This window comes from Paenibacillus sp. J5C2022, assembly GCF_025567625.1.
Taxonomy (GTDB): Bacteria; Bacillota; Bacilli; order Paenibacillales; family Paenibacillaceae; genus Pristimantibacillus.
This window is the reverse complement of the sequence record NZ_JAOQJC010000003.1, coordinates 150,022-163,052: the sequence shown is the minus strand read 5'-3', so window position 1 is coordinate 163,052 and position 13,031 is coordinate 150,022. Positions and strand designations below refer to the sequence as shown.

The 13,031-nt window shown below is 52.5% G+C and carries 6 protein-coding genes; all 6 read left to right on the top strand.

The genetic code is table 11. The features are described 5' to 3' along the window. The first annotated feature begins 42 nt into the window (after positions 1 to 42). The 6 genes from M6D81_RS03820 to M6D81_RS03795 all read left to right on the top strand — a co-directional run bounded on the left by M6D81_RS03820 (position 43) and on the right by M6D81_RS03795 (position 13,023). The gene (locus tag M6D81_RS03820; RefSeq protein ID WP_262675488.1) at positions 43 to 2,364 is read left to right on the top strand and encodes a helix-turn-helix domain-containing protein; all 2,322 of its coding nucleotides are present in this window, start codon (positions 43 to 45) and stop codon (positions 2,362 to 2,364) included. A gap of 46 nt (positions 2,365 to 2,410) precedes the next feature. Continuing rightward, entirely contained in the window at positions 2,411 to 6,643 is a 4,233-nt protein-coding gene (locus tag M6D81_RS03815) for a sugar-binding protein (protein WP_262675487.1), read from the top strand. A 22-nt stretch (positions 6,644 to 6,665) separates the two neighbouring features. Then, a complete protein-coding gene (locus M6D81_RS03810) occupies positions 6,666 to 7,742 on the top strand; it encodes a TolB family protein (RefSeq protein WP_262675486.1) in 1,077 nt (358 codons plus the stop codon). After that, positions 7,735 to 9,468: a hypothetical protein gene (locus M6D81_RS03805; protein ID WP_262675485.1), complete on the top strand. Its 1,734-nt coding sequence runs from the start codon at positions 7,735 to 7,737 to the stop codon at positions 9,466 to 9,468. The genes M6D81_RS03810 and M6D81_RS03805 overlap by 8 nt, the downstream gene beginning before the upstream one ends. Before the next feature lie 209 nt (positions 9,469 to 9,677). Then, a complete protein-coding gene (locus M6D81_RS03800) occupies positions 9,678 to 11,219 on the top strand; it encodes a response regulator transcription factor (RefSeq protein ID WP_262675484.1) in 1,542 nt (513 codons plus the stop codon). 25 nt (positions 11,220 to 11,244) lie between these two features. Continuing rightward, positions 11,245 to 13,023 (top strand): cache domain-containing sensor histidine kinase, encoded by a 1,779-nt coding sequence (locus M6D81_RS03795; protein WP_262675483.1) that lies wholly within the window; start codon positions 11,245 to 11,247, stop codon positions 13,021 to 13,023. Positions 13,024 to 13,031: the final 8 nt, after the last annotated feature.

Sequence of the window (13,031 nt, the reverse complement as noted above, 5' to 3'; positions counted from 1 at the left end):
GGCATGGAATGAACAACGGTTAAAATTCAGGGGGGAACAGACATGAATCTGGCGAAAAATCGAAGGCTCGTCAAAGCGATCGGGATTTTGTCGGTTGTCTTGTTTCTCCTTGTGTTTTCCTCGATCTTCTTCACCTATACCGTATTCAACGGTCAGTTGAAGGAACAGTTGATCGATACGAATACGGAGCTGCTTGGTCAGGTGAAGCATAAGCTGGATCTTACATTGAACCATATCGACAAGTCAGCGATCCAATTGCTCAAACATGAAGATGTCGTCCGATTTTTCGACTACGAGCTGAACGAGCAGCAGAGCAGGAACAATCAGATCAGAATTTCCAACTTGATGTCGAACGCGATTCAAAGCATGGACTATATTTTCACGATCGATTTATATTCGTATGACAAGGAGCGGCTCTATTCAGGCAATATACTGACGGAGACGGATCTGTCGGGCGATTTCCAATGGGTGACCCAATTCGAGCGATATGACGGCTTCTTCGAGTGGATCACGACCCGCAAGGTGATGATTAACCGTTCCAAGTATCCCGTATACCGGAACGTCGTGACGCTCGTCAGAACTTATCCGCTCATTCACTCTCCCGGCTCCAGGAAAGGCGCCATTACGATTAACATCAAGGAAGATTCCTTGTTCGGGCTTATCGAGAATAAGGTGGAAGCCGATGAGGGCCAGACCTTTATCGTCGACGGCGATGGCGTCGTGGTGCTGCATCCGGACAAGCGCAAGCTGGGCAAAGACATTAGCGAATTTTCGTATATCCGTCATCTATTGAACGATTCGGCGGACAGCGGCCACTTCATTGACGAAGTCGATCAGACGACTTCCTCGGTATTCTATGTCGACGACATCTATACCGGCTGGCATATCGTGCGCGTTGTTCCCGAATCGCAGTTCTCCAGGCCGCTCATCTTATTCCGGAACGGGCTTGCTGCGCTGGCGGTTGTGCTATTCGTCGTCGCGACATCTTCAGCCGCCGTGATCGGCCGATGGACATTCAAGCCGGTGAACCGGTTCATGCATTCGATGAGAAGCCGATTGACGGACTCGCCCAAGCATGCCGCGAGAAAATACACCGATGAATTCCAGTATTTCGAGTCGACGGTACAGGAAATTCTGGATGATCGGCAGCAACTGCATCGGCAGGTCGTGGAAAGCAAGCCGCTGATCAAATGGCGGCTTATGTCGGAACTCATGTCGGGCCGGGTCAAAAGCCGGACCGTGCTGCAGCCGTACTTGGAGATGCTGAGCATCTCCTTGTACTCGGACCGCTATGTTGTCATGAGCGTCGAGTTCGACAACAAAGGGCAGATTGATTCGCCGCGCGATCTGAGGCTGTATGCGTACGCGCTTTGCAACGTGGCCGAAGAATTGATGAACGCCGAGAGCGCGGGAATCGCCTCCGAGCTGGACAATGGCAAATGCGCGATCGTGATGTGCTTCGACGACGGGGAAGACCGGGAACGCCATTTCATGAGGGCGGTCGCGGTAGCCGATCTGATGAAGGAATTCGTGCAGGAGTACTTGGGGCGGACGATTACGATCGGAATCGGCGATCCGGTAGAGGAGCTTGCAGAACTGCGGCATGCCTACAAGCAGTCGCTGGAAGCGCTGAGCTACAAGTTGGTGATGGGCGGCAATTCCATTATTACGCGCGAGGATATTACGGGAGATTCATCGCCGCAATTCTATAAGCTGTTCGGCATGACAGACGGTATTGTCGCCTCTGTGAAGCTTCCGGACGCCGAGAAGACGCGGGTGCAAGTGGGCAAGTGGTTCGAAGCGATAGCGGAACAGGGCGTGCCGCCGGAGATGATTATGCAATTGGTCGTGCAATGTCTGATGAAAGCGGCCACCTCGGCCGCGGAGATCGGCGTGGATACGGAAGGGGTATTCCCCGAGCAGTCGCTGGTCGATATGCTGAACCAGTACGAACGGCTGGAACAGCTGGAGCAATTCACGGTCAGCGCTCTGGAACGGCTAGTCGTACGCATTAAGGAGAAGCGCAGCAGCCGCGAGAAGAATGACGTCATTGACAAAGCGATGCGTTACATTCAAGAGCACTATATGCGCAACGATCTTTCGCTCAATCTGCTTGCCAGCGAATTTCATATCAGCATCTCCCATCTGAGCAAGCTGTTCAAGGAACAGAAGGAATGCAACTTTATCGATTATGTAATAGAAGTCCGGATGGGTCATGCCAAGCGAAGGCTGGAAGGCACGGAGGACAAAATAAGAGACATCGCGGAGCAGGTAGGTTACTCCAATGTGAACAGCTTCGTGCGCATCTTCAAGAAAATGACAGGACTCACTCCGACAGAATACCGGGAGCGGAACAAGGCGTAATGCGGCAGCCGCTCCCCCGATTTTAAATCGAATGAGGAGGGTATTCATGTCTGTATATAAGAAATTGTCCCTTATTGTTGTAATCGCTTTATTGGTGAATGTATGGATGACTGCGGCGCCGGGGCCGGCTATGGCCAACGGAGAATTGCAAGTGTCCGGAGCGGCTTCCGATTACAATTATGTGTTCGGCGAGTTCGGAGATCCCCTGAACAAGTGGAGCTATTCTTACGGCGATCAACCGACCGTGGCGGGGAGTTTCGAAGTGGTGGAAACGGCTGAGGCGTATGAGGGCTCTTATGCAGGGCGACTGAACGCTGATTTCCGTGACAGCGTTTACGGCAAACCGGCATTCGTGGCGATGCGCAAGGATTTGGATACGCTGGACGTCCGGGCATTCTCCTTCTGGGTGAAAACCACGGAGATGAAGGAGCTTGGCATTAGAAGCAAGGACGCCACCGGACAAACGTTCCAGCAGACGATCGTGCTTCAGGATACGCCCGACTGGCAACAAGTCGTCGTCGACCCGCTGACCGCCAGCCTTCATTGGGGCGGGGCTGCCGACGGCGTATGGCATGCGCCAAGCTCGAGCATCGCTATTCTAATGGATCGCGGCGATATTAAGAACGGGGCTCTGACCGCCAGCATTATGGTCGACCACGTGACGGCTGAAATCGGCGATTGGCTGCCGGAATTGAAAATCAGGCAGACGGCGCTCGGCAACGTGTTCACAGGCGGCGAGCCGGTCGGCTTTGGCATATCGACGAAGTACCCGCAGTTCCAATGGCGCGTTTACGATCTGCACGAAAGCCTGATCTCCCAAGGGAATGAGCCGGCGCCGGGAGGCGAGGGTGCTCTGACGCTTGGCGGCATGGAACCGGGATACTATATGCTGCATGTATCGGTTCAGCAGCCTGGAGGCGAGATAATGGAGCGCCGAACTCCTTTTGCCGTGCTGACGGATTATGACTGGGATGCAGTGGAGGATTCGCCGTTCGGCATCGCGGCTCATCTTCATCGCTCCTCTATGGGCTGGAGTGAGGATCTTGCGGAGTTGATCCGCCATGCGGGCGCCAAGTCCGCGCGCGGCGGGATGGAATGGACGATCGAGAAGTCGCCGGGCGAATACACGTTTACGCCGAATCCGGATTCGTTCATGAACCGTCTTGAAGAAGAAGGCGTAAAGGGGATGTTCGTATCCGGGTACAATAATGTATTTTACGACAATAACGCTACGCCTTACACCGAAGAGGGGCGCGAAGGCTTTGCGAATTATGCGAACGCTTACGTAAGCCGTTACAAGGACCAGCTTGTCGGCATGGAGATCTATAACGAATTCAACGGCGGATTCGGCCGGCGCGGCAACAGCCCGGCGAACTCCCAGCCATCCTATTATTACGAATTAATGAAGAAGACGTACGAGACGGTGAAGGCCGATCATCCTGACTTTACGGTGGCTGGCATGGTTACCGCCGGCATTCCGATGGACTGGATGGAGCAGGTGTTCCAGCTTGGAGGCATGAACTATCTCGATGTTGTGACGGTGCATCCGTACCGGTATGGCCGCACGCCGCTGGAGGCGAGAGCGCCGGAAGGCATGGTGGCGGAGCTGGACGCCCTGAAGGACCTTATCCGGGAGTACAATGGCGGCGAGCTCAAGCCGATCTGGATCTCGGAGATCGGTTGGCCGACGCACCAGGCGTCCACTGGCACGGATGAGAAGACGCAAGCCGATTATCTGGTGCGCGCTTATGTGGTCGCGCTCGCGAACGGTGTGGAGAAGATGGTCTGGTACGATCTGATGAACGACGGTCTGCAGGCGGACTATAATGAACATAACTTCGGCATTATCCGGTTCAAAGACGATCCGCTCGGCGCTTATACGCCGAAGCCCGCTTATGTCGCTTACGCGGCGATGACGAGAGAACTGACGGGAGCGCAGTTCGTGGAGCAGGAGGATGACGGATCGGACGGTATCATGAGCTACTTGTTCCAGCGGGACGGAGAGCCTGTACGCGTGCTCTGGTCGCTGGAGGATGGATTGGCGGCGATCCATACGGAGACGCCAATCGTACTGACCGACATGACAGGTCGTTCGGAGACGTATGAGCCGTTGAACGGCAAGGTTTACGTATCGCTGACAGGCGAGCCGATGTATGTGAAGGGCGATATAGACGGTATATCGCTTGACGACACTTTCGCACTGGAAGGCGAGGATGCGGTAGCCGGCGAAGATGCCGAGCTTATCGTAACGCTGAACAATAATATGTCCTCCGCTCTGTCCCTGGAGCTGGAAGCGGAAGGGGCAAGTTATCCATTGTCCGCTGCCGGGGGACAGTCTTCATCGCTGAACATTGCCGTCGCGGATACGAAGGTTGGGGAGCGTTCCGTTATTGTGGAAGTGTGGAACGGAGGCAAGAAGGTCGGCAAGCTTCGCCATGCTTTCACGGTATCTGTCTCCAAGGAGGGAACGGTAAGTCCGCAGATGGAAGCAACGGGCGGAGCTTATGACAAGTCCATCGTGATTAAAGTGGAGAATTACAGCAAAACGCAGTCGCTGCAAGCGGAATCCGTTCATTGGGAGATCGGCGGCGAATCCGGCCAGCAGCAGATTTCACTAACGGCGCCTCCTCAAGGGTCGGCAAGCATCGCCGTTCCGCTCCCCTCGTCGCTGGAGGAAGGCGTTGAATATAGCGCGGCGGTGCAAGTGAAGTTTTTGAATTCGGAAGATTACGGCTATGAGGGTACAATCAGCTTCAATCCCGTTGTATCCCGCACAGTATCTGTCGATGGTGAGATCGATCCCGAATCGGCGGCGGCGGAACCTACTATTAAGCTTGCCGACGGCACCGTCAAGTTCAGCAATTACGGCGGCGCCAATGATCTGAGCGGTGATATATGGCTAACCTACGATCGCGACCGCTTGTATCTGTCGGCCAAGATCAAGGATGATCTGCATTCCGCCGCAGCGAAAGGCGCGGACATCTGGAATAACGACAGCATCCAGTTCGCAATCGCCAAGGGACTCCCCGGCGAGAGCTTGAGCTGGTATGAATACGGTATCTCCGATACGCCGGAAGGTGCGCAGGTGTACAGATGGAGCGCTGCCGGCGGCAACCAGCCGGGGGCGGTAAGCAACGCGCAAGCTGCGGTAACCCGAACGGACGAAGACGAGTACACGGTGTATGAACTGGCGCTGCCATGGTCGGAACTGGAGCCGGTGAAGCCGCATGTCGGCGAAGCGATGAGCTTCTCGTTGCTCGTGAACGAGAACGACGGCAATGGGAGGAGAGGTTGGATCGAATGGGCTTCCGGGATCGGTTCCGGGAAGAGGCCGAGCTTGTACCGATCCATGCAGTGGATACTTCCGGCATATGAGCCTGTCATTGCAATCGGCGGCATTGCGGAAGGGGAGAGCTATCAAGACGGCGTAATACCCGAGGTCAGTATAGTGGACGACTCCGGCAATTGGCAGCTTTCGCGACTGGAGCTGGATGGCGAACCGTGGACGGCTGGCGACGAAATCATTCGGAGAGGCAGTCATACGCTTGAGGTATGGGCCGAGAGTGTGTACGGGCAGCAGATGAGCAGAGCGGTATCGTTCGAGCTGTACAGCAGCACGATCTTGGAGCTTGACGATGCATCAGGTGCTTCCGGCGAGGCCATTGTGCTGGAAGCGGCAGTGAAGGATGCGGGCGGACAGCCGGTGAGCGGAGGTGAGGTCACGCTCGAATTGTTCGCCATCCAGCCGGACGGCACGGCAATACCGGTTGAGGCGGAAGCAACGTCCGGCGTATACGGGACGGATGAGAACGGAGTCGCCGCCATTGCGTTGCATTTGGAGGCGGGGCTTTACGAAGCAAGGGTGAAGTTGATCCCCGACCAGTATTATAATGCGTCCGAGGCGAGAGCTTATATTGCTGTTCACGATACAGATTCGGCATCGATCCGGCTGAACGGCCACTTCGATCTCGACGGGAATACTCCCTTATTCGGGAATAAAGTGAAGAAGGTTCATCTGAATATCGGGTCTGAAGGGATTCGCATTCATGCCACTCCGCAGGGGATAGACTGGACGTTGAACGCGAATTGGATGGTCGCGGCGGAAGGGCATGTCTTCTTGCAAGGCTCGGCGAGTTCCGGCGGCGAGACCTATACGGTGCAGATGATGGCCGATTCGTCGTCGAATACGATCTCGATGCTCATATGGAACGGTACGGATACAAGCGGCGAAGCTGTATTCGAAATGATAAGCGCCGAATGGAAGGGCAGCATTCAATGACGATGAGAAGGAGATAATTGGCATGTTAACGCTGCGTGAAATGAAAGCTTCGGCGACAGGCGTTGCAATACGCTCCTTGGGAGCAAAGGGAACGGATACAGGACACAATTACTTTACCGCGATGAGCTGGATGTCGGATAACCGGCATATTCTGCTTTGCACCGATATCGACAAGGAGAAGAAGGGCCGGTATATCAAAGCGGATACACATGGCGGGGCAACGGAGGTTATTGTTGAGCGGCTGGATTGGGGGCGAGGACTCGTCGCGCACGATGATTGCTTCTATTATTACGACGGTCCGCATATTTACGAGCATCATCTAGTCGGCGGGCGGGTGCGTACGGTGTGCAGCCTGGAATCCGATGCGGTCGTATATGGTCCGCTGTCGGTCACGAATGATGGCCGCACGATGGGGATATACTGGCGCAGTGGCGAGCAATGGATAATTGGCACAGTTGATGTCGGAACGGGACACGTACAGGAGGCTGCCGCCCCAAGCTTCGAAGAGCCTTACCCCATTGCCAATCATGCGATGATCAATCCTGTGTATCGCAATCTTGTATTCTTCGCGCATGAAGGCAAGACCGAGCATATTCCGGACCGGATCTATATAGCGGATACGGAAAGCGGCGAAGTCCGCAGCGGATTTCATCAGAAGCGGCGGCTCGATTCCGGCGAGCATGTGGAGTACGTAGGTCATGAAATGTGGGCGCCGAATGGAGAGCATCTGTATTTTGTTAAATATCCGCAAAGTCCTTTAAAGCCTACCGGAGTTTATCGCGTAGACAAGTGGAGCGGGGATGCGGAATTTATCAATGGCGATTTCCCTTATTGGCATGTGTCGCTCAGTCCTGACGGGCAATGGGCCGTCGCGGATACGATTGAAGACGGCGCGATGAGCAAAATTGTACTGATCAATCTGTACGATCGGTCCTCCCGGCTGCTGTGCGAGCTTCCGATATGGCGGGATCATCCTGGCCATCCGCATCCTTCCTTCAGCCAAGACAGCCGCAAAATAAGCTTTACTTACGCAGACGAGGAGCGGCATCTGCGGGTCGGCATCATCGATATGGAGGAAGGGAACGAAAGCCATGAATAAAGTGATGTATGAAGAAGATATGCTGCTGCGGACGATACGGGCCAAGGAAGCCGATTACAATGAAGAAATCTGCATGCTGCGATCGCCATTCAACAGTCCAGGCTACCATACGACGATCAAGAAAGCCGATTCTATTCATTCGACGCTCCTTTCGCTTGTGTATGCACTAGGTCTGCTGGATACGAAGCAGACGCAATATGAACAGCGTGCCTGCGACATTATGGAACGGGTAATTGCGATGCAGGATACGGACCGCAGTCGCAGCACCTTCGGGATATGGCCGTGGTTTTACGAGGAGCCATTGGATCGGATGTCGCCTCCCGACTGGAACTGGGCGGACTTCTGCGGCAAGCAGATGGTGCTTGCGGAGCTTCGACACGGCGACCGCCTTCCGGTAGGATTGCGGGACGCCGTGCGGAAGGCGGTAGCTAACGCCTGCGACGCGATCATGCTGCGGGATGTAGGTCCGGAATACACGAATATCGCCATTATGGGCGCTTTCGTCACTTTGATTGCCGGCGAAGTGTATGAACGCGAGAGCTACAGAAGCTATGGCATGGAGCGCTTGAAGAAGCTGGCCGATTATACGCGGCAGAGAGGCGCTTTCCAGGAATATAACAGTCCCGCGTATACTTGTGTCGCGATCGTGGAATTGTCCAAAATCGCCGCGGCAACGAGAAGTCCTGAAGCAAGAGAGATTGGCATGGAACTGCTGAACATGGCCTGGAAGAGCGTAGGAGACTATTACCATCCGGCGACCGGACAGTGGTCGGGACCGCATAGCCGAAGCTATCAAACGCTGCTGAAGGATCAGACCAAGGCATTCCTGCAATTGGCGACGGACGGCGCTCTGCTGTTCTTCCCATGGGAGGAGCTTCCTTACAATGAGGAGTGGTACGGCTGCGGCATCAAGTGCCCGGAAGAGCATATCGGCGCTTTCCTTGCAAGCGAGACACGGGAGATTCGGCAGATCTACGAAGTTGGCGGTAATAAAGAGAAGCTGGCTGCGACTTATATGACACCGGTATACACGCTGGGAAGCTTCAGCGACGAGATGATGTGGAATCAGAGAAGAGTGCTGCTGGCTTATGTGGATAACGGCGGGGAGGCAACCTATGCGCATTTGCGATTTCTGCACGATGGCTACGATTACTGCTCTGCCGTCTTCCATTCCGCGCAAGCGGAAGGCCATGTGCTGTTCGGCATCGGTTTTCTTAAGGAAGGCGGAGATACCCATCCCAATCTCGATAGGATGAATGGCAGCATAGAAGCTTCTGACTTCCGGCTGCGGCTGGAGATCGGAGGCTGTCAGGAGCGCGTAAGCGCAGCGACCCGGGGCAGCGGCGCAGATATTGCAATCGATGGGACGACGCTGCTGCTTCGCACATGGCATGCGGCATTCGGCCGCCTGCTGGCCGATGCGGACGGGATAGATGAGCGGCATACGGGGAAGGCTCGGCCTTGGGGCTGGGACATCAACCGATCGGATGGCAAGCTGAATATCGATTTTATCATTCACTCCGGTGCGCGAACCGTATTGGACTTCCACAAGCTTGAACGTGCGGCGCTGCTATTTTCTCTGATGATGAATGAAGGGCCCGAGTTGGAGCTGCAGTCAGAGTTCTTGCCGGAGATCATGAACGATGGCGAGTTCGCAGCAGTAAGGGGAAGCTGGAAGGGTCAGCAGATGGCACTTTCCGTACCGCTGTATCCCGTTGGCCGTTAGCTCGCATTTATCTCATTAGATCTGTATCCGCGCGTCCCCGTTACCATCTCATCGATGGTAACGGGGATTTTTTCGAGAAGCCAGGGGTGATCATTAGGGGAACGACACTTCATCCGGTTGCCGAGCCATTGGGCATAGGCTATAATATGTGATGAATTGAGAGCGCTTTCCATAAGTGTGTCGATGAGGAAGGGGATGCTTCTATTTCGATGAAGAAGCTGAATGTTCTTATTGTTGATGATGAGCTTCCTCTCAGACAGGAGCTTCGGATGTTTCCATGGGAGGACTGCGACGCCGTATTAATTGGCGAAGCCAGCAACGGAGAAGAGGCATTGCGCATTTGCGAAGAAGCTTGTGTTCCAGATGTTGTCATCACAGATATTACGATGCCGATTATGGACGGAATCGCGCTTATTCGGGAACTTAAGAAGCGGTATCCCATTGTGCAAATTGTACTTTTGACTTGCCACAGTGAATTTCAATACGCTCAGGAAGCGCTCCGCTTAGGAGCGCTTGAATATATTCTGAAAGCGGCAATTGACGATGACGAGTTAAAACAAGCGATGGATAAAGTAAGACTTGCGATTAGGAGAGAGAGAAAATCATTAGATAGCGAGAAAGCAGAAAAAAGACAACTGCAAGAAGCGTTGTTCGGCAAGCTTCTGCATCAACAACAATTGAATAACTCCGACTGGAACGCTTTTGAACTGGACGGGAAGTCCTCTTATCAATTGATCCGGTTCATTGTCGATGTTCCGGACTCGTTGTATTTGGCGATAAAACATCGTGTACAATGCTTATTTACAGAGCTTGAGGCTTCTCATTCGGATAGACTGACATGGTTATCCGTTCGAAAGCAGGAGTATTTCGTTATTTTTATTGTACAAGATTGGGATAAGGAGCCTGTCATAAACACGATTGAAGACGTTATTAACAGGTTGAATGCGATGATACGCGGAGCAGAGAAGCGGCATGAGTATACGCATGCCGTTCAAGCCGTTATTAGCGAGCCGTTCGCGACAGGAGATGGACTTGTCCATTCCATCGCAGGCACAACGGCATGGATAGAAGCGCTGTTCTACGACAGCTTGGAAGGGAACAAGGTTCATTCGGGTCTTCCTGTTCCTTTGAATCCAATTACGGATACACATGTGAAGGAAATAAGCGAGATGCTAAGAAAGTCCGCTTGGTCTGCGGACAGCTTGCTTGCATGTTTGAGGACGGAGTTTTTCAATTGGTGCGTCATACAGCGCATCCGGCCGGAGCAGCTTAAGCAGCGCATACTGGGCTGGTTGGTAGAGTGGTTGAAGCTGCAAGGAGATGCTGAGTTAATCAATCCAATTATCACCAATTTAATGGCGGTGCAAAACTTGTCCCAAATGATGGATAGCTTAATCACAGCTATTGTAAAAATAGAGAGTGAGAAGTCGCATTCCCGATTCGAAATTCGCTCCGCGCTCCAATGGATTCGAGACAATTTGAAGCAGCCTATTTCGTTGCCGATTATTGCCGAGCAGGTTGGTTTAAGCCCCCAGTATGTTAGCCGGTTGCTCCGTGAGGAGACAGGCGTCTCCGTTACACAGTATATTACTCAATTACGGATGGAGAAGGCTGTGGAATTGCTCAAACAAACGAATATGAAAATATATGAAATAGCCGAAGAGGTAGGCATTCCCAGTTATCGTTATTTCACCGTCATGTTTCGCAATTGGACGGGGGTTCCTCCGACGGATTATAAAAGGAACACTTAACGATCAGATACGGAGGAAGCGCGTGATGTCGAAGCTGTTTCATTGGTACGGAAGCCTTGGGCTTGCCACCAAACAGTTTATTTACTTGTTTACAGTGACGTTGCTGCTCGTTATGATACTGGCGTGGAACAATCTTCGCGAGTCCGAGAGCTTGCTGCGCAATCAAGTCGTTAGAGATGCAGAGATGTTAGTAAGCCGAACGAATCAATACATCGATGCCAGCCTGGATAATGTGGAGAATATGCTGCTGCTTCTATCGACTCAGTCCGATATACTGGAGGATGGCAAGGAAGATATTGCTCTACAAACATTGCGCAAATTCGCCGATTATAACAATTCAATAACCAAATCGCTATATATCATTCGTGCCGACGGGAAAGTCTACGCCAGTTCCCAAGTTTATTATGAGATTATCGGGAATCCGTATTTGTCGGAGCTCTATAAGCTCGCGTTGCAGAACTATGGAGGAATTAACGTTAGCGAGCCTTACAATTCCCCGATTTCCGGCGATACGCTAGCTTATGTGCTTCCGATTACCGATGCCAATAAGGAGTTGAAGGGGGTTGCCGTGGCGGAAGTAAACCTGGAGCTTCTTTCCATGCAGATCACCCCCATGAATTATCAATCCTATGTGCTATTCACGAAGGAAGGAAATGTCATCAATCGACTGCAATTTAACGATAAGCTGCTGCCCTATAAGCCCAGCTCTTATCCGCGAACGCTTAAAGACGATTTTCAAGAGCAGTTAGTTTCTCTTAAAGTAGGCGTTAGCAGTATACAGGCGGATTCCTCGAAATCGCTGGTAGCAGTGAGGTCGACGACTAACCGGCTTGGCTGGTCTTTAGCCGCTTTTATTGAGGAGGATTATTTTTACAAGGATTTGCGGAAGTTGGACAACAATTACCGAACGGCCGTCGTTATTTGGGTCGCGATACTATTAATAAGCGCCTATCTGCTTAGCCGTTCCTTCACGAAGCCGATTCGCAGATTTGTAGAGAAGATGGACCGCCTTCATGATTTGCAGATTATTACGAAACTTACGGTATCGAGAAGAGATGAGATCGGGAGATTGACACAAAGCTATAACGCTATGCTTGAGAGAATTCAAAATTTGCTGCAAAAAACGAAGGCGGCCGAAGAGCAGAAGAAGGAGTTCGAGCTTAAGATGCTGCGCAGCCAGATCGCGCCTCATTTCCTGTACAACACGCTAAGTTGTATAAGCAGCTTGGCCAAACAACAGAAAATTGATGAAGTGCGAGAGACTATCCGCTCATTGGTCAAGCTGCTCAGCTTCAGCTTCGACAAGCAATCCGAATTTGTATCGTTGGCGGAAGAATTGGAAAGTCTGCGCATGTATATGTACATTCAACAAGTACGTTATGGGGACCAGTATACGTATAAGCTTGATCTGGATGAGAGTCTGCTGCAGTATCGTATACTTAAGCTAACCCTTCAGCCTCTAGTGGAAAATGCTTTATTCCATGGGATATCTCCGCATAACGGAGGGCTTATCACCATTAAAGGAAAGACGGAGAAGGGGATGATCAGGCTTTACGTACGCGATGATGGCATAGGCATGTCCAGAGATAAAATCAACAAGCTGTTGTACGGTAAGATTGAGCAGGAGCGATCTCGGCACAGATTCACAGGGATTGGATTGCGCAATGTACATGACAGAATTCGAATTCATCACGGCGAGCATTACGGGTTGCGCATCGGGAGTAGACTCGGTGTCGGAACCGTTATACGCATCGATATTCCGCTTCTTCTGGATAAAGATGAGAATCTGGGTATTTGGGATTGATCGAAATA

Excerpts from the sequence above, each read along its gene's own strand:
- M6D81_RS03810 (WP_262675486.1), top strand. The coding sequence starts at position 6,666 with ATGTTAACGCTGCGTGAAATGAAAGCTTCGGCGACAGGCGTTGCAATA.
- M6D81_RS03820 (WP_262675488.1), top strand. The coding sequence starts at position 43 with ATGAATCTGGCGAAAAATCGAAGGCTCGTCAAAGCGATCGGGATTTTG.
- M6D81_RS03815 (WP_262675487.1), top strand. The coding sequence starts at position 2,411 with ATGTCTGTATATAAGAAATTGTCCCTTATTGTTGTAATCGCTTTATTG.
- M6D81_RS03795 (WP_262675483.1), top strand. The coding sequence starts at position 11,245 with ATGTCGAAGCTGTTTCATTGGTACGGAAGCCTTGGGCTTGCCACCAAA.
- M6D81_RS03805 (WP_262675485.1), top strand. The coding sequence starts at position 7,735 with ATGAATAAAGTGATGTATGAAGAAGATATGCTGCTGCGGACGATACGG.
- M6D81_RS03800 (WP_262675484.1), top strand. The coding sequence starts at position 9,678 with ATGAAGAAGCTGAATGTTCTTATTGTTGATGATGAGCTTCCTCTCAGA.